This window comes from uncultured Bifidobacterium sp., from assembly GCF_949292005.1.
In the GTDB taxonomy this organism is placed as follows: domain Bacteria; phylum Actinomycetota; class Actinomycetes; order Actinomycetales; family Bifidobacteriaceae; genus Bifidobacterium.
In genome coordinates this window covers 33,984-49,636 of the sequence record NZ_CASEXV010000029.1, presented here as the reverse complement: position 1 = coordinate 49,636, position 15,653 = coordinate 33,984, and the positions used below count along the sequence as shown (strand labels likewise).

At 60.7% G+C, this 15,653-nt stretch carries 16 protein-coding genes and 3 tRNA genes; 13 read left to right on the top strand and 6 right to left on the bottom strand.

What is annotated here, in order from left to right; genetic code table 11:
• Positions 1–43: 43 nt before the first annotated feature.
• Positions 44–235, bottom strand: a complete 192-nt coding sequence (locus Q1X90_RS02200; protein ID WP_300766053.1) for an FmdB family zinc ribbon protein — start codon at positions 233–235, stop codon at positions 44–46.
• A 125-nt stretch (positions 236–360) separates the two neighbouring features.
• Positions 361–981 (bottom strand): 5-formyltetrahydrofolate cyclo-ligase, encoded by a 621-nt coding sequence (locus Q1X90_RS02195; RefSeq protein WP_300766014.1) that lies wholly within the window; start codon positions 979–981, stop codon positions 361–363.
• 177 nt (positions 982–1,158) lie between these two features.
• Here Q1X90_RS02195 and Q1X90_RS02190 point away from each other — a divergent pair, with 177 nt between their 5' ends.
• Complete coding sequence (locus tag Q1X90_RS02190) at positions 1,159–2,145, top strand: hypothetical protein (protein WP_300766013.1); 987 nt, start codon at positions 1,159–1,161, stop codon at positions 2,143–2,145.
• Positions 2,146–2,330: 185 nt separating this feature from the next.
• Positions 2,331–2,624, top strand: a complete 294-nt coding sequence (groES, locus tag Q1X90_RS02185; RefSeq protein ID WP_300766012.1) for a co-chaperone GroES — start codon at positions 2,331–2,333, stop codon at positions 2,622–2,624.
• Between the two features lie 157 nt (positions 2,625–2,781).
• On the opposite strand, the gene Q1X90_RS02180 is transcribed toward groES, so the two are convergent.
• Positions 2,782–4,026 (bottom strand): PLP-dependent aspartate aminotransferase family protein, encoded by a 1,245-nt coding sequence (locus Q1X90_RS02180; RefSeq protein WP_300766011.1) that lies wholly within the window; start codon positions 4,024–4,026, stop codon positions 2,782–2,784.
• Positions 4,027–4,175: 149 nt separating this feature from the next.
• On the opposite strand from Q1X90_RS02180, the gene Q1X90_RS02175 reads away from it, so the two are divergent.
• The 9 genes from Q1X90_RS02175 to dapC all read left to right on the top strand — a co-directional run bounded on the left by Q1X90_RS02175 (position 4,176) and on the right by dapC (position 10,275).
• On the top strand, positions 4,176–5,270 hold the full coding sequence (locus tag Q1X90_RS02175; protein ID WP_300766010.1) for a histidinol-phosphate transaminase: 1,095 nt from the start codon (positions 4,176–4,178) through the stop codon (positions 5,268–5,270).
• Between the two features lie 99 nt (positions 5,271–5,369).
• Positions 5,370–5,451, top strand: a tRNA-Tyr gene (locus tag Q1X90_RS02170).
• Position 5,452: 1 nt separating this feature from the next.
• Positions 5,453–5,524, top strand: a tRNA-Thr gene (locus Q1X90_RS02165).
• Between the two features lie 4 nt (positions 5,525–5,528).
• A tRNA-Met gene (locus tag Q1X90_RS02160) sits at positions 5,529–5,602 on the top strand.
• Between the two features lie 48 nt (positions 5,603–5,650).
• A complete protein-coding gene (gene rpmG, locus Q1X90_RS02155) occupies positions 5,651–5,821 on the top strand; it encodes a 50S ribosomal protein L33 (RefSeq protein ID WP_026647380.1) in 171 nt (56 codons plus the stop codon).
• A gap of 95 nt (positions 5,822–5,916) precedes the next feature.
• On the top strand, positions 5,917–7,125 hold the full coding sequence (locus Q1X90_RS02150) for a UDP-N-acetylmuramate dehydrogenase (RefSeq protein ID WP_300766051.1): 1,209 nt from the start codon (positions 5,917–5,919) through the stop codon (positions 7,123–7,125).
• A gap of 89 nt (positions 7,126–7,214) precedes the next feature.
• Entirely contained in the window at positions 7,215–8,744 is a 1,530-nt protein-coding gene (locus Q1X90_RS02145; RefSeq protein ID WP_300766049.1) for an amino acid permease, read from the top strand.
• Between the two features lie 52 nt (positions 8,745–8,796).
• Positions 8,797–9,120 (top strand): ferredoxin, encoded by a 324-nt coding sequence (gene fdxA, locus Q1X90_RS02140; protein WP_300766009.1) that lies wholly within the window; start codon positions 8,797–8,799, stop codon positions 9,118–9,120.
• Between the two features lie 30 nt (positions 9,121–9,150).
• Positions 9,151–10,275 carry a succinyldiaminopimelate transaminase gene (gene dapC, locus Q1X90_RS02135; RefSeq protein WP_300766008.1) on the top strand — a complete coding sequence of 375 codons (1,125 nt, stop codon included), beginning with the start codon at positions 9,151–9,153 and terminating at the stop codon, positions 10,273–10,275.
• 109 nt (positions 10,276–10,384) lie between these two features.
• On the opposite strand, the gene dinB is transcribed toward dapC, so the two are convergent.
• The 3 genes from dinB to Q1X90_RS02120 all read right to left on the bottom strand — a co-directional run bounded on the left by dinB (position 10,385) and on the right by Q1X90_RS02120 (position 13,239).
• Positions 10,385–11,656, bottom strand: coding sequence for a DNA polymerase IV (gene dinB / locus Q1X90_RS02130; protein ID WP_300766007.1), 1,272 nt, complete (start codon positions 11,654–11,656; stop codon positions 10,385–10,387).
• Between the two features lie 70 nt (positions 11,657–11,726).
• Positions 11,727–12,656 carry a DMT family transporter gene (locus Q1X90_RS02125; protein ID WP_300766006.1) on the bottom strand — a complete coding sequence of 310 codons (930 nt, stop codon included), beginning with the start codon at positions 12,654–12,656 and terminating at the stop codon, positions 11,727–11,729.
• 79 nt (positions 12,657–12,735) lie between these two features.
• Positions 12,736–13,239, bottom strand: coding sequence for an Lrp/AsnC family transcriptional regulator (locus tag Q1X90_RS02120; protein ID WP_300766005.1), 504 nt, complete (start codon positions 13,237–13,239; stop codon positions 12,736–12,738).
• Between the two features lie 277 nt (positions 13,240–13,516).
• Between Q1X90_RS02120 and Q1X90_RS02115 the strand changes: the two genes are divergently transcribed.
• Positions 13,517–14,635 carry an ABC transporter ATP-binding protein gene (locus tag Q1X90_RS02115; RefSeq protein WP_300766004.1) on the top strand — a complete coding sequence of 373 codons (1,119 nt, stop codon included), beginning with the start codon at positions 13,517–13,519 and terminating at the stop codon, positions 14,633–14,635.
• The gene (locus Q1X90_RS02110) at positions 14,635–15,609 is read left to right on the top strand and encodes an ABC transporter permease (protein ID WP_300766003.1); all 975 of its coding nucleotides are present in this window, start codon (positions 14,635–14,637) and stop codon (positions 15,607–15,609) included. The genes Q1X90_RS02115 and Q1X90_RS02110 overlap by 1 nt, the downstream gene beginning before the upstream one ends.
• The last annotated feature ends 44 nt before the right edge of the window (positions 15,610–15,653 follow it).

The window sequence follows — 15,653 nt, the reverse complement described above, 5'->3', positions numbered from 1 at the left end:
CACGTCTCCGACCAATGTGGAGCAAAGGCTGCGGCCCGCTCGCTCATTTCGACGAACCGGCGCTATCCGTGTGATAGAAGCCGTGTCCCTTGAATTCGATTGGAACGGCGGAGAACACCTTGCGGACCTGCGGCTCGTGGCATGTGGGACAGACGGTCACAGGGTCGTCCTCGAACGACTGGTACATGGTGAAATCGTATCCACAGTTTTTGCAGCGATAATGATAAGTGGGCAACGCCATACCTCCGGGCCATTGTGGGTCGTGAATCAATATGCCCTCATCCTAATACGAGGCAGTGAACCGCAATCTTTTCACATATCGTGAAGAGAATATACGCAGGTGTGGGATCCGCGATCCGCTTAGGCCGGATTGTCGAAACCGGCGCATCCCTCGGGGGTCACCGCAATCGTCACACGCATGTCGTGATTTTCGGCGGGCAGCGGCGCGGAGACGAGCTCCCAAGGCCAGCACACCGCGGCTATTGGGGTCGCTGGAGGGACATATCTCAATGCCCTGTCATACCACCCGCCGCCGCGACCCAAGCGGTTTCCCGCGGAATCCACCGCGAAAGCCGGAACAAGGACGAAGGATGCGGATCTCAGTGCGTTGACACCCAGGCGCTCTCCCGGTGGCTCATCGGGATATCCGGACGGACGGGGGCGCCCCTGTGGGTGCCGCAGATCGTCTATGCTCTCAAGCCGCCCCCATCCCACGTCGTCGTGTTCGCCTGAACCCAGACGGGGGACGAGAAGCGTGGCGCCTGTGTCGAGAAGGGCCTTGAGAGTGGGATGCGTGGGAATCTCCGTACCCATCGACACATAGGCCGCCACGATGTCGCGTGGGGTTAGCGGCGGAATCGTCGACATGACCACGGTGGCGAGGGATTCACCGGCCTCGATGAGGCTTTTCTGGGGAATCCGCCGCCTGCGCGCGATCGCGGCGCGTCTCATCGTCGTCTTGACTGCTGAGGGGGAGGTCATTCCTCAGTTCTAGCAGCTGTGCGGCCGCGTCGGCATGGGCTGGTTCGGAGGATGGGAACGGCCGCCACGCTCCGTCGCAAGACACTGTCGCACGTCAGGATGTTCCGACACACCCCGGCGCGCCGTCGTGAGCCGTCCAGGAGTCTTCTATCCTTGGGACTTATGGGTGATGAATGGGTGAGCACTGCCATAGTGCTTCTCGTTATCGTCATCATGGTCGTTGTGTGGCTTCCTCGACGGACCGGGGACAGCATGAGAAAGGTGACCGAACACCGACAGGACCGGCATTCCCCGTCGCTGCATCTGATTGATGGTTCCGACGGGACGCGGTTCTCCGATGGGGTGACTCCAACGGTGAAAGGGGTGCTGATGCAGCCAGGGACTGCCTCGTCACGGTTGACGAGATCACGAATCGTCCAAGTGCGTCGTATGCGGCGCGAGGCGGCTCGTCGACGGAGGATTCTTGTCCTGTCTCTTCTGGCTGTTGGAGTGGTTGCGCTTGTGGCGCTCGCGGCGTTGCACATATCGCTGTGGTGGTCGCTTGTGGCTTTTGCTCCATGTCTGGCGGTCCTCGGGATGGGCGCCCGCGTCTCGGCCCACGCGCGTGAATGGGAGCGTATGGTCGCCCGGACCAACGTGTCGCACACGTCTTCGGAGCGGTCCGCGTCCCCGAGTGGGTCCGCGCGGTCACAAGCCGTGTCGGGTCCTCGGGATGTTCCTGACGCAACGGTGTCCCGCGACGAGACCCCGACCGATGTTTTGGAGGCCCGGCAGATCCGCCAGGCGTTGAACCGCGCCCGCGCCGATCGTGATCGGGAGGTGGCGCGGTCCGATGGGGAGAAGAATCGGTCCGAGGCGGCGGCGGCCGAATCAGTCGCGGTCGAGGCGGTTCCCGAGTCGGATTCCCTGGCCGAGGTCGTCGAACAGGATTTGATCTCGTTCTCTCTGGGAACTGCCGAAGCCGACGTGGTTCGCGTGGATGGTCCCGAAAGCCGCGAGATTCAATCCACACGGCAGGTTGCCAAGGCGGTTCCCCAGGCGGATCACCAGACTGCCGCGGGGTTCCATGAGGGCGAGCTTGATGCGGATGTCGATGCGCCCGAGCCGACCGCTGAATCGTTGGGAACGGGAATCGAGTCGATTCTGGCGCGCAGATCCAAATGAGTGATCCGCGTTTCGGCGCATGGGTTTCACTCACAGCGTTAGCACTCGAGTTGGCAGAGTGCTAGCAATCGCGCTACTATGAGTGCCAGCGCGAAGGAACGCGGTCAATCGTGATCGTCAGCCACGGGGTTGCGTTTCGTCGCGGGCATTATCTATTTCTCTTAATCAGAAAGAGGAGGTCCACAGTGTCGATCTCACTCACACCGTTGGAAGACAAGATCATCGTCAAGCAGGCCGAGGCCGAGGAGAAGACCGCATCGGGTCTGTTCATCCCCGACAACGCCAAGGAGAAGCCCCAGCAGGGCGAGGTCCTTGCCGTCGGTCCGGGACGTCGTGATGACGACGGCAAGCGCATCCCAGTCGATGTCAAGGTCGGTGACAAGGTTCTGTACTCCAAGTACGGCGGCACCGAGGTCCATTACAAGGGCGAGGATTATCTGATCGTCGCCGCGAGGGACGTTCTGGCCATTCTCAACTGATACGCCCGACTGATATTTCAAACCCCGGGGGCTAACGGAATGAATTCCGTTAGCCCCCGGGGTTTTCTATTGTGTCCGTTCTCCTTGTGTATCCATCCGTATGTCGCGGTGGCGGCCTTGTGGTTACAACACCGTGTGGTTGCAACCAGACAAGGCCTCAGTCGGAAAGATGTGACTGCGCTATGGCGTTGTCGATGTCGCGGATGATGTCGTCCGGATCCTCCAGACCCACGGCAAGCCGCAGGAATCCACGATGGAAGCGTGGAGGATACAGATACTGCCTTTCATCGTCCTCGCCGAGGAAGACGATGAGGCTTTCATCGTGCCCCAGCGAGACCGCCGAGGTGATCACGTTCAGGTTGGAGACGAAGCGGTTGTGTCCGTCATGGTCGGTGTCCAATCCGAAGCTCAGGACTCCTCCGAAGCCGGACGTCTCAGTGGCGAGCTGGGATTGGGCCACATCATGTCCCGGATGGCTCTCCAAACCCGGGTAGGCCACAAAGCGGACCTCGTCGAGGCCTTCGAGATGTTTGGCCACGGCTAGGGCCGACGCGTTGTGCTGGCGCATCCGAAGAGCCAACGTGCTTGTTCCCCGATTGATGAGCCATGCGTTGAACGGGCTGATCACGCCGCCGTAGTTCACCTGATAGGTGTATCTGATGAGGTCGGTCCGCTCCTTCGTCGTGGCGACGACGCCTCCCAGCGCGTCGCCGTGTCCATTGATGTATTTGGTCAGGCTTTCGATGACGATGTCCGCGCCGAGTTCGAGAGGGCGCACGTTGTAGGGGCTGTTGAAGGTGTTGTCGACGCTGAGGAGGATCTCGTGCCCGTAACGGCGCTCCGCGTCGCGGATGACGGCGGATACCGCCGCGATGTCGGTGACCTTCAGCGTCGGGTTGGCAGGAGTCTCGATGTGGACGAGTTTCGTATCAGCCTCGATGGCTGATGCGACGGCGTTGACGTCGGACGAGTCCACCATGCTGGTGCGGATCGAGTATTTCTCCGGAAGGATCTGGTGGAGGAGCCTGTAGGCGGCTATATAGGTGCTGTCGGAGAAGACGGCGTGGTCGCCGGCGTTGAGGAACGTCGTGAAGGTGGCGGACAGCGCCGCGACGCCGGACGCGAGAACCACGCTGTCCTCGGATCCCTCGAGGTTGGAAAGTTTCCTTTCCAGATAGCGCTGGTTCGGATGGCCGTTTCTGGCGTAGAGATTGACGTCGGAGGAGGACCAATTGATATCCGAGGGGTCGTAGGGGAGGGCGTAGGCGTTGGCGAAGGTCAGAGGCCTGCGGATGGCCCCCGTTTCCGCGTCGACGCCGTTGCCGACATGAATGGTTCGTGTGGAGAATCCCAATGGGTGGTCGTCGAAGGACCTGCCTGTGTGCACAAGATGTGAGGTCATGCCTTCAGGGTGCCATCGAAGAGGAGGGCGGTCAATCGCGCGTGATGGCCGTTTCCGCGCGGTTCCACGCCTGTCTGCAACGTGCTATCGGCAACGCGTATAGGCATGGAGGCGACGGGTCCTGTCCGCCGCGCGTCTACGATGGACGTATGACCTTCCGACATCGTCCCATCGTCGACACGATACCTGCATACCGCCAGGGCAAACCCGCGCCCCATACGGCGGGACGGAGGTCGTTCAAGATATCCAGCAACGAGAATCCCTTTGAGCCGCTTCCCAGCGTTGTCGAGGCCATATCCTCGCGCTCCCTGGGGCATATCAACCGTTATCCCGACATGCGTGGCTGGGACGTGTGCGCGCGCATCGCGTCGTTGCTTGGCGTCGAGGTGGAGAATGTCGTCCTCGGATGCGGTTCCACCGAGGTCATCACACAACTGGTGAACGTCGTGGCGGGGTCCGGGGATGAGGTCGTCTATCCGTGGAGGAGCTTCGAGGCCTATCCGATCATCGTCGCCGGGGCGGGTGCCACAAGCGTCCAGGTGCCGAACCGCGCCGACGGATCCCATGATGTCGACGCGCTTATCTCGGCGGTCAACGAGCGCACCCGGCTTCTGATACTCAACAATCCCAACAACCCGACATCCACCCCGTTGTCGGACTCGGACGCGCGCAGGATCATGGACTCGGTTCCCCGAGATGTGATCGTCCTTTTCGATGAGGCCTACTGGCAGTTCAACACATCGGTGGGGACGAGCTCAGCCATGGATCTTTTCGCGGCGTATCCGAATGTTGTGGTCGCGCGCACATTCTCCAAGGCGTATGGGCTGGCCGGGTTGAGGATAGGATATGGGGTCGCCCATCCCAATGTGGCCGAGGCCATGATGAAGCTGTCCCTGCCTTTTGCGGTCACCGATCTTGCGCAGAAGGCTGCGCTCGCGTCCTTGGAGGCCTCCGATGAGCTGGGTGAGCGCGTCGACGCGATCATCGCCGAACGGGAGCGTGTGACGCGTGCGCTCGTCGATCAGGGATGGGACTTCCCCAAGCCCTTCGCGAATTTCTTCTGGCTGCCGTTGGGCGGACGCGTGGCCGAGGCCGCCCGCGTTTTCACGGATGCGGGATTGTCCGTGAGGGTGTTCGCCGATGAGGGTATCCGGATATCCATCGGCGAGAGGGAGGCCAACGACCGTGTGATCGCCGTGTGCGCGGCGCTGAGCCACGCATCCGAGGAATCGGCGCAGCGTTAGCGATATGACGTCGCGGCGTGTCCTCGACTTGCGCAAGTCGAGGACACGTGGCAATATGGCCAAGTTGCCGGTTGAGGCTTGGGTCTTGTGCGGCAACATGGCGGATTTCCCAAGCGGTCAAAGGGAGCTGACTGTAAATCAGCCGCTTCGTGCTTCAGTGGTTCGAATCCACTATCCGCCACGCCTCGATAGCTCAGTGGTAGAGCACTTCCTTGGTAAGGAAGAGGTCGTGAGTCCGATTCTCACTCGAGGCTCGATGGCGGGGTAGCTCAGCTGGCTAGAGCGTACGACTCATAATCGTAAGGTCAAGAGTTCGAGTCTCTTCCTCGCTACAAAGCACCGGTGCAGACCGGTGACCAAACGAACGCAGAGGTGAGGTAATGGCAAGCAAGAGCGCCGACATTCGTCCGGGTATCACGCTGGCATGCACTGTGTGCAAGGAGCGTAACTACATCACGACGAAGAACCGCCGTAACACTCCGGATCGTCTTGAGTTGAAGAAGTTCTGCCCCCGTTGTGGCAAGCAGACCGTCCATCGCGAGACCCGATAGCGAAACATGCGTCGCAGGAGGCCCGGCACACGCCGGGCCTTTTGTTTCCCCTGTTCCGCCAGTTCAGGGGAGGCGACCCCACTATCATGTCGAGAATGACGTCTTTTGCCGATCTCACCACCATTGGTGTGGGTGGTCCCGTGTCCTCCCTGGTCGAGCCCACCGAGGAATCGCAGATTGTGGACACCGTCCGCCGTGCCGACGATGCCGGCATCCCCGTGTTCGTCATTGGCGGAGGGTCGAACATCCTTGTGTCCGACGACCCCTTCGAGGGTGTCGTCGTTCGGGATGCGCGTCGGGGTATGAGTCTTTGCCGCGGCCGCCGGGATTCCGATGGCGTCTGTGGCCGGAACCGCGTGCATGTCGAGGTCGAGGCGGGATGCGTGTGGGACGATTTCGTGGCCGATGCCGTTGAACGCGGCTGGCAGGGCGTCGAGGGATTGTCGGGGATTCCCGGGACGGTCGGAGCCAGCGTCGTGCAGAACATCGGAGCCTACGGTCAAGAGGTGGCATCGACGGTGGAATCGGTGCGGGTGTGGGACAGGCTCGATGGCATGATCCGCGAGCTGCCCGCGGAACGCATGCGCTTCGGATACCGGACCAGCATGCTTAAGGCCAGCATGTACGCGTCCGGGACTGTTCCCGTTCGCGCGTACTTCCCCACACCGCGTTTCGTGGTTTTGTCTGTGACGTTCGATCTGGCCGTGGGGCGAAAATCCATTGTTGGATACGGTCAGCTTGTCAAGGCCTTGGACGTCGTCGTGGGTGATAGTATGGATGTGGCGGCCGTTCGCCATGCTGTGCTCGCCATTCGGGGAGCCAAGGGGATGGTTGAGGACGCGAACCGCTACGCCACGGATGCCATGGTGTCGATGAGGTCTCCGGAGAGCGTTTCTGATGCCCTTTCGCGTCAGAAAGGACTGGATGGAGGCGATCTGGCGGATCGGCATAGTTGCGGAAGTTTTTTCGTCAATCCGGTTCTGACGACCGCCCAAGCCAATCGTCTTCCGTCGGATGCCCCGCGGTTCGATGCGGTTCTTCCGGACGGTTCGCGTGGGGTCAAGACATCGGCGGCTTGGCTTATCGAGCATGCGGGATTCCCGAAGGGCTTCCGCTTATCTCCGGATTCCCGTGCGTCGCTGTCCACCCGCCACACCTTGGCGTTGACGAACAGAGGCGGCGCAACCGCGGCCGAGATCGCGGACCTTGCCCGCACGGTGGCGGCGGGCGTGGACCGTGCCTTCGCAGTGGCGTTGGTGCCGGAACCGGTGGCCGTGGGATTGACTGTGTTGGCACACGCGTGATCGGCGTCGACGACTGACGAAATCTGGACTGCCTGCCTTGCCGGCGGCGGCATCTGTGGAGAGATTTGTGGAGAGAGAGGATGAGGGCGATGCAGCTGTTCCGTACCAAATCGGTAGAGCAGACCATAGCGGAGACCGGTGAGGAAGGCCGGATGCTCAAACGGAATCTGACGTGGTGGGATCTGGCGATCATGGGTGTCGCGGTGGCGGTCGGCGCAGGCATCTTCTCCGTGGGTGCCCAGGCAACGGCCTTCCATGCCGGACCCGCGGTCATCATCAGCTTTCTGATCGCGGGTGTCGTCTGCGGGGCGGCGGTGATGTGCTATGCGGAATTCGCATCGGTCATACCTGTTGCGGGGTCCGCCTACACCTTCACCTACACCGCCATCGGTGAGATCATGGCATGGATCATCGGATGGGACCTGATTCTCGAGATGCTTATGGCGGGGTCGGTCATATCCAAGTACTGGGGTGTGTATCTCAATGATTTCATCCGTCTTATGGGATGGAACGCGAACACCAACCTCATCGTGGCAGGTGTCCATGTGGATGTGGCTCCCATAGTCATCGTCGCGTTCTTCACCACGCTGTTGGTGTTCGGCACGAAGATCGGGGTGCGGGTCGATGGCGCCATGACGGTGCTGAAGATTGGAATCGTCTTCTTCGTCGTTATAGTCGGATTCTTCTATGTCAAGGCGTCCAACTTCACGCCGTTCATTCCTCCGAGCCAACCGGCCTCGTCGGTGTCCGGGGCCTCCGCCGTTGAGGGGTCGATGACGCAGCCTCTGTGGCAGTTCGTCACCGGAATGCAGCCCACCGTGTACGGCGTCACCGGCATCATATCCGGTGCGGCGCTGGTGTTCTTCGCGTTCATTGGTTTCGACGTGGTCGCCACGGCGGCGGAGGAGACCGAGAATCCGCGCCGCAACGTCCCTCTGGGCATTGGAGTGGGGATGTCTCTCATCATCGTGATGTATATGCTTGTGGCGTTTGTGACGACGGGAATGGTCTCCTACCGTGATCTCGCCAAGCAGTCGAATCCCTCGCTCGCCACGGCTTTCGAGCTTGTCGGCGCGAATTGGGCGGCCAAGATCATCAGTTTCGGAATCGTTCTGGGATTGGCGACCGTCGTGATGGTCCTTCTTCTGGGGCTGACCCGCGTCGTGTTCGCCATGAGCCGTGACGGCCTTCTGCCGCGCGGACTGTCGAAGACGGGGAAGCGTGGAACCCCCGTGGCTTTGCAGATAGCCGCAGGTGTGGTCGTGGCTCTGGTCGCGTCGTTCCTTGGCATTGATGCCCTCAGTGACATGGTCAACATCGGTACGCTGTCCGCCTTCGCGCTGGTGGCATTGTCCATTCCGATCATGCGCCGGAAGCGTCCCGATCTTCCTCGCGCCTTCGCGGTTCCAGGCAATCCCTGGGTTCCCATCCTCATCTCGGTGGCCATCCTGTGGCTTATGCTGAATCTTTCGGTTCTCACATGGATCCGTTTCGTGGTGTGGCTCGCGGTGGGTTTCATCGTCTATTTCTCTTATGGATATCGTCATGCGCGTGTGGGTCTTGCAGACGATCCCATGTCGTCCCTCTCGGATGTTCCCCGCGGGGTGGGGGATGTCTGAGTCCTCTGTCGTGGGTAGCCTGAGCATGGATGTGGAATAAAGGAGGAACGATATGCCCTATGTGATTGCGCAGCCTTGCGTGGACGTCAAGGACAAGGCATGTGTGGACGAGTGCCCTGTCGACTGCATCTACGAGGGGGATCGCTCACTGTATATCAATCCGAACGAGTGTGTCGACTGCGGGGCGTGCGAGCCGGTGTGCCCCACCGAGGCGATTTTCTACGAGGAGGATCTGCCTGAGGAGTGGGCATGGTACAAGGACGCCGCCGTGAGTTTCTTCTCCGAGGTCGGCGATTTAGGAGGAGCGTCCGCAGCCGGACCTCTGGGCCACGATCCGGCGCAGGTCGCCGCCCTGCCTCCTCAGGCTCAATCCTGAGGACGCACGCCGGACCGCGATAGGAGGAGCATGGGACTAGGTGCGTTTGAGACGCCGTACGATTGGGGCCGTCTCCGGGAATACTCGAATATCGCCGATGGGTGCCCCGGCGGTTCGGTGGATTTGTCCGTGGGGTCGCCTGTTGACCCCGTGCCGCGCAGGGTCATGATAGCGCTTGCGGATGCGGCGGATTATCCCGGATATCCGGCGACGATAGGGTCGCCGGAGTTGAGAACGGCGATAGCGGACTGGACCATGAATTTCCGTGACGTGGACCTCAGACAGATGGGTGCCTCCACGGTTCCCACAGTGGGGTCCAAGGAGGCCGTGGCTCTTATGGCCTCGATTCTGGGTCTGGGACGCGGGGACGTCGTCGTCCAGCCGCGGGTGTCCTATCCGACGTATGAGATCGGCACGCAGATCGCGGGAGCCACTGTGCTCAAGGTCGACGATGTGGCGGATGTCGAATCGTGGTCGCATGATGACCGCGTGCGGATGGTGTGGGTCAATTCTCCGTCCAACCCCACGGGAAGAATGCTCTCCGTGGCTCAGATGGCGGCGATAGTGAAGGCCGCAAGATCCATCGGGGCGGTTGTCGTGTCCGATGAATGCTACGCGCTGATGTCATGGTCGGGTCTGCCGGCGAGAAGCGTTCTCGACCCCGCTGTGTGCGGAATCGACTGCTCTGGTGTCATCATGCTGTATTCCTTGAGTAAGCAGTCGAATATGGCGGGGTATCGTGCCGCTTTTCTGGCCGGTGACGCATCCCTCGTCGACAGGATAGTGTCATATCGCCGGCAGATGGGTCTTATCGTTCCAGGACCGGTTCAGGGCGCCATGGTCGGAGCCCTTCGCGGCGTGCGGGATGTCAATGAGCAGGCGTCGCGCTACCATTCGCGTCTGACGCGCATCGTGGGGGCACTGTCCACGGCGGGCTACGACGCTTCCATGCCCGAAGGCGGGCTTTACGTTTGGGTGCGCGCGCTTGGATGCGATTGCTGGGAGGATATGAGGAACCTCGCCCGTGTGGGGGTTCTTGCCAGTCCCGGTGAGTTCTATGGAGATTCGCGGTATCTGCGTTTTTCGGCGACGGCGCGTGACGCGGACATCGACACCGCCTGCGAGCGCATTTCCCGCGATCTCGTAGCGCTCTGACAGATGCGGGTCGTTGCCCGAATGAGCATTCGGCGCGCGTCGAATGCTCCCGTGCTTCCAGGCACTTATTGATTCGGTGTTCATTGATCTCGTGTCCATAATTCCGTGCTCACAGTCCAATCTGGGCGGCGTCGGATCCATATTTGCGGCGCACGGTGTCCAAGGCGTTCTGCGCCAGCCGAAGCTTGTCGGACAGGTCGGATTGCGTGGGGGAGCCGTTGGACGCCGTATCACCCAGCGATGGCTGTATCGCCGTCGCGTCCGCTTGCGACAGAGAGCTTACCGAGACGCCGGCCAGCCGTATAGGCGTCGCATAGCGGGCGGCCGACGATGTGCCGTCGGTCGGGCCGATGATCCTTCCGAGAAGCAGGGAGGCCTCATACCGGAGGCTGGGTTCAAGGTCGATGGGCGAAGGCAGGCTACGTGACCGTGATTCATAGCGGAGATCGGGATACCGGACCTTCACGGTGACGGTTCTGGCCACGAGGTGATGGTCGCGCAGGGTGGCGGACACATCTTTGCAGCACCAACGAATCAGCCGGGTTATTGTGTCGGCATCCGCTGTGTCCTCGGTGAACGTTCTCTCTGCTCCGATGGACTTCTCCCCTGAGCGGGGTCTGATGATTCTGTCGTCGTCTCCCAGCGCGACCTTCATCAATCGCTCGGCGACGATATCGGATCCGGCGGCCGACCGCAGCGCCTGGTCGTCGAGGCTGGATAGGTCGCTGACGGTGTGTATCCCCCATGCGGACAGACGCCGTTCCATCGCGGGGCCGATTCCCGGAATCGAGCGCACGGGCATCAGTGCGACGAAATCCCGGCGCCTGTTCAGCGGAATGAGCAGCATACCGTCCGGCTTTGCCATCGTCGAGGCCAATTTGGCCACCATGGCGTTGGACGCCACTCCAACGGAGCATGTCACATGGAATCTGGCGCTCACCTGCTCCCGTATCCAACGGGCGACGGCGGTGGGCCGTTCCCATGTCAGAAGCGCCCCGGCGACATCCATATAGGCCTCGTCAACCGACACCTGCTCGATGCGATCGGTGACCCGTCCCAGAATATTCGCGAAGATGCTACGGGACGCCGCGCGGTAGTAAGTCATGTCGACCGGCAGAAACACCCCGTCGGGGCATAGCCGCCGGGCCTGCGCAGTGGGCATGGCGGAGTTGATTCCGAATTTGCGAGCCTCGTAGCTTGCCGCCGACACCACTGATCGCGGGCCGGTGCCGATGATCACGGGGCGTCCGCGAAGCTCGGGATGCCGCGCCATTTCAAGGGACGCGTAGAAGGCGTCCATATCGACGTGCAAGATGTGGCATCCCGTTTCATCGTGCCCCCAGTCGCGTCTGGCTTCGGGTGGACGTGGCGAGGTGCTCATGTAGCCATCCTAGGACGCGGTGGCGATTCGTGCCGTGAATTCCGGGAGGCGGCGGCCACGGCACGAATCGTCAACGATTGGCGATTTCGGACAGTATCACCGAACCGAAGATCAGTGCGAATCCGGTCGCGGCGACGGGCGTGGGGCGTTCGGAGTACACCATGATCGACAGGATCAGGGCGAACAGCGTTTCGGTGCACAACAGGATGGACGCCTCGTTTGGCGGCGTTCCCGCGATGCCGAGATTCTGCAGAACTTGGGCGGCGAATGTGGCCAGAAGGAGGATGGCGACCACCCAGAGGGTTCGCGGTTGCGGAGGGAAGGCTGGCAATCGGCGTTCGAAGAGAAGGGAACCGGTCAGAAAGAGAACGAACGAGCTGCAGAACACGATGAAGGTCAGCGTGATGGGGTCGTGGCGCACGGAGGCCATCGCGATGAGGAAGAAGTACAGTGCCCATGCGACCGCGCCGAGAAGAGTGATGGTGTCGCAGAGCGCATGGGTGGTACCGTTCGTAAGACCTCCGCCCTGGGATGAGGCCACAAGTCCCACTCCCGCAAGGCATAGCAATGATGCGCCGATATGTTGCACGCCGGGTGCCCTTTTGCGGAAAACCCACATCAGAAATGGTGTCAGAACGCAGTAGGAGGCCGTCAGAAAGGCATTGCGCCCTGGAGGCATCCCCTGTAGTCCGACGGTTTGGAGAAGGAAGGCGCCGTAGTACAGGATTCCGGCGATGACTCCGGACCGTAGGGACGCCGCGGTGAGCGTGGAGAGTATCCGTTTGCCGAAGAAGACCCACATGAGGATGATGCCGCCGAGCATCCGTATGGCTAGAAGCTGCTGGACCGGTATGGCGGCTATGGCCTCTTTCGACAATGTGTAGGTGCTGCCCCAGATGGCGGCGGCCGCCACAAGCATGAGGCGGGGCAGCCTCCGGCGTCCGACCGGGTCGCCGCCGGGTCGAGTCGCGGTCTCTTCGGAATATGCGGATGTGGGCATGGATGTCATGATGGTGGCTTATTATTTCGATTTTCTTTATGAGAATATGAACTAAGTGTTCATATCGTTGTCGATAAGTCTATCTGACTCCAAAATCGTAGCGCTGAGAGGCCAATGTCAGATAGGTGAATATCTCCGTTCTGAGAACCCCGTCAATGGCCCTAATGGTGGTCACCACGGACAGCAGCTCATCGTCCGATGAGCTGAATACCTCGAGAAGCAGGTCGAACCGTCCGGCCGTCACCACGATGTAGTCGATGTTGTAGACGGATTTGAGGTGGTCGAGGATCTCGTCCAGATTGGCCGAACCGCCTATGGTCACCCCGATCATCGCCTGGCGGGTGAAGCCCAGCTGCAGTGGGTTGGTGACGGCCACGATCTGGATTATTCCCGCCTCGGTCAGACGCTGGACCCTGCTTCTGACGGCCGCTTCGGACAGTCCGACCGATTTGCCGATCGAGACGTACGAGCGTCTACCATTCTCCTGAAGCTGTTTGATGATCACCTTGTTGATGTCATCGAGGAGTGCGTGGGGTCCGGTGTCGTTGCGTCGGGATTCGTCGTGCGTCTGTTCTGTTGGCATGACCCCATTATCCCCTCGGACTCGGCGAGGCTCTTCGCACGAAAACTCGTCGTTACGAAGAAGCGTGAGCGGCAATATGGATTTTACTCTATGGAAATCAAAACAAACTTTGATGTAGGCAAATAAAAACAAATCAAAAAACCATATCTACTTTGTGAACCGCACCTGAAAATGAAAAATCGCAAGATGTTCGTTTCGTCTTCTCCGGTCGGTGATTGTGGTGGTGTGGTTTCCCTCGCTCTTCGCCGCCGTTGCGGTGGGATGAAAGGATGGCGCGATGACTGACGCGGTGGATGCGACGGTTGGACGGGACCGGGAAGTTGAGCTACGGGAGTCCGGACTCACCATCAACAGGGCGAGCAAGGTTTTCCGGTCGGCCGAGGGCAGGGAGGTCCACGCCATCGATGATGTGAGCCTGGCCATCCGCCGGGGCGAGTTCTTCGTCATGCTGGGGCCGTCGGGATGCGGAAAGACGACGCTTCTGCGGTCGATCGCAGGGCTGGAGACACTGGATGCGGGCGAGATCTACCTCGACGACCGCAAGATCGACGATCTGCCTCCATATGAGCGTCCGGTGAACACGGTGTTCCAGAGCTACGCGCTTTTTCCCTATATGACCGTCGAGCAGAACATCGCCTTCGGACTGGAGATGGAGCGCAAGCCCAGGAAGGAGATTCGCCGAATCGTGTCCGACATGCTCGATCTGGTCCATCTTCGCGACATCGGATCGCGTCGTCCTGACCAGTTGTCGGGAGGTCAGCAGCAGCGCGTCGCGCTCGCCCGCGCCTTGGCGAAAAGCCCCGAGGTCCTTCTTCTCGATGAATCCCTGTCCGCGTTGGATTTCAAGCTTCGGCGGCAGATGCAGATCGAGCTCAAAAGAATCCAGCGTGAGACCGGGGTGACGTTCATCTTCGTGACCCATGACCAGGAGGAGGCGCTGTCGATGGCCGATCGGATAGCGGTGTTCTCCAACGGCAGGCCCGAGCAGGTGGGGACGCCCGAACAGATATACAACGAGCCGGTGAACCGCTTCGTGGCTGATTTCATCGGGGACATTAACCTCATCGACGGGCACAAGGGAAGCGGCAACTCGGTCGTTCTCGAGGGGTCGAGCTTCGAACTCGATCAGGACATCACGGCCGTGCCGCAGGGGGAGAAGGTGTGCGTCGCGGTGAGGCCGGAGCATATCGCGTTGTCGCCGGCGGGTGATTCGGGACTTCACGGGACCGTCACCTGGGTCACGTTCATGGGGGCGAACGTGAGGTGTTCGGTGCGGCTGGCGGATGGAGGCGAGTTGATGGCGAGACTGTCCCCATCCTCGTTTGATGTTGATTTGTCCCCGCAGGCGCCGGTGACCGTGACCATCCGTCGTGATCACATGAGGGTGGTGAAGTGATGGGAGGGCGGCGCGGCTTCTCGACGCACGCATCGTCCATCCGGTCCGGCGCCGAAGCCCGTCACGATTCCCGGAAGCGAAAGGTCGTGCGGCCGGGAATGCTTGGGCGTTGGTACGCGGCTCCTTCAATCCTCATTGGCCTTCTTTTCACGCTTGGGCCGGTGGGCGTGATCGTCGCGTTCTCCTTCATGAGCCAGCCGGAGTCCGGCGGCGGCGTGGTGTTTCAATTCAGCACAAAAGCCTATGAGCAACTGATCTACCGTGAGGACTTCCTGGGGAATCGCTCTCTGGACTCCCGCTATCTCGAGGTGTTCTGGACGTCTTTTCTCCAGGCGCTGGTCACGACGGTCACGTGCATAGTCCTGTCGTTTTTCATCGCCTTGTGGATGTCGTTGCAGAAGCGTCGCGTCCAGCGAATCCTCGTGCTTTTGGTAACGATTCCGTTCTGGACCAATCTCATCGTGCGCACCTACGCGTGGATGTTGATCCTCAACGAGAATGGCCCCATCAATGTGGTGCTGCGAGCGCTTGGGTTGGGGACCAGGCAACTGCTGTACACCTCGTCGGCGTCCTTGATCGGATTGATCTTCACCTTCCTCCCCTTCGCCATACTCCCCATGTACTCGGCCTTGTCGGGATTCGACTTCCGCTTGGTCGAGGCGGCCTTCGATTTGGGCGCGCGAAAACTGACGGTGATGCGCCGGATCATTCTGCGCGCCGCGAGGCCCGGGGTGGTGTCGGCCATAGCTCTGTGCTTCATTCCGGCTTTTGGATCCTATGTCCAACCGGTTCTTTTAGGAGGAGGACGGGTTCTTATGATGGGCAACCTTATCGCCTCACAGTTCGCGGAAGCCCGCAACTGGCCGTTTGGCGCGGCTTTGTCGACCATCATCCTTCTGGTCACATTCGTTTGCGGGGCTGCCGCCACTGTTCTCGGTGGCAGGGCATCCAGAAAGGCAGGGCAGTTGATGTGAGTATGTCACCGACCATCACCACTACCGAAAACGGTGGGACGCCA

Bases quoted from the DNA above. Each gene is read 5' to 3' on its own strand.
- Q1X90_RS02195 (WP_300766014.1), bottom strand. From the start codon at position 981: ATGACCTCCCCCTCAGCAGTCAAGACGACGATGAGACGCGCCGCGATC.
- Q1X90_RS02180 (WP_300766011.1), bottom strand. From the start codon at position 4,026: ATGACCTCACATCTTGTGCACACAGGCAGGTCCTTCGACGACCACCCA.
- Q1X90_RS02175 (WP_300766010.1), top strand. From the start codon at position 4,176: ATGACCTTCCGACATCGTCCCATCGTCGACACGATACCTGCATACCGC.
- rpmG (WP_026647380.1), top strand. From the start codon at position 5,651: ATGGCAAGCAAGAGCGCCGACATTCGTCCGGGTATCACGCTGGCATGC.
- Q1X90_RS02150 (WP_300766051.1), top strand. From the start codon at position 5,917: ATGACGTCTTTTGCCGATCTCACCACCATTGGTGTGGGTGGTCCCGTG.
- Q1X90_RS02145 (WP_300766049.1), top strand. From the start codon at position 7,215: ATGCAGCTGTTCCGTACCAAATCGGTAGAGCAGACCATAGCGGAGACC.
- fdxA (WP_300766009.1), top strand. From the start codon at position 8,797: ATGCCCTATGTGATTGCGCAGCCTTGCGTGGACGTCAAGGACAAGGCA.
- dapC (WP_300766008.1), top strand. From the start codon at position 9,151: ATGGGACTAGGTGCGTTTGAGACGCCGTACGATTGGGGCCGTCTCCGG.
- dinB (WP_300766007.1), bottom strand. From the start codon at position 11,656: ATGAGCACCTCGCCACGTCCACCCGAAGCCAGACGCGACTGGGGGCAC.
- Q1X90_RS02125 (WP_300766006.1), bottom strand. From the start codon at position 12,656: ATGCCCACATCCGCATATTCCGAAGAGACCGCGACTCGACCCGGCGGC.
- Q1X90_RS02120 (WP_300766005.1), bottom strand. From the start codon at position 13,239: ATGCCAACAGAACAGACGCACGACGAATCCCGACGCAACGACACCGGA.
- Q1X90_RS02115 (WP_300766004.1), top strand. From the start codon at position 13,517: ATGACTGACGCGGTGGATGCGACGGTTGGACGGGACCGGGAAGTTGAG.
- Q1X90_RS02110 (WP_300766003.1), top strand. From the start codon at position 14,635: ATGGGAGGGCGGCGCGGCTTCTCGACGCACGCATCGTCCATCCGGTCC.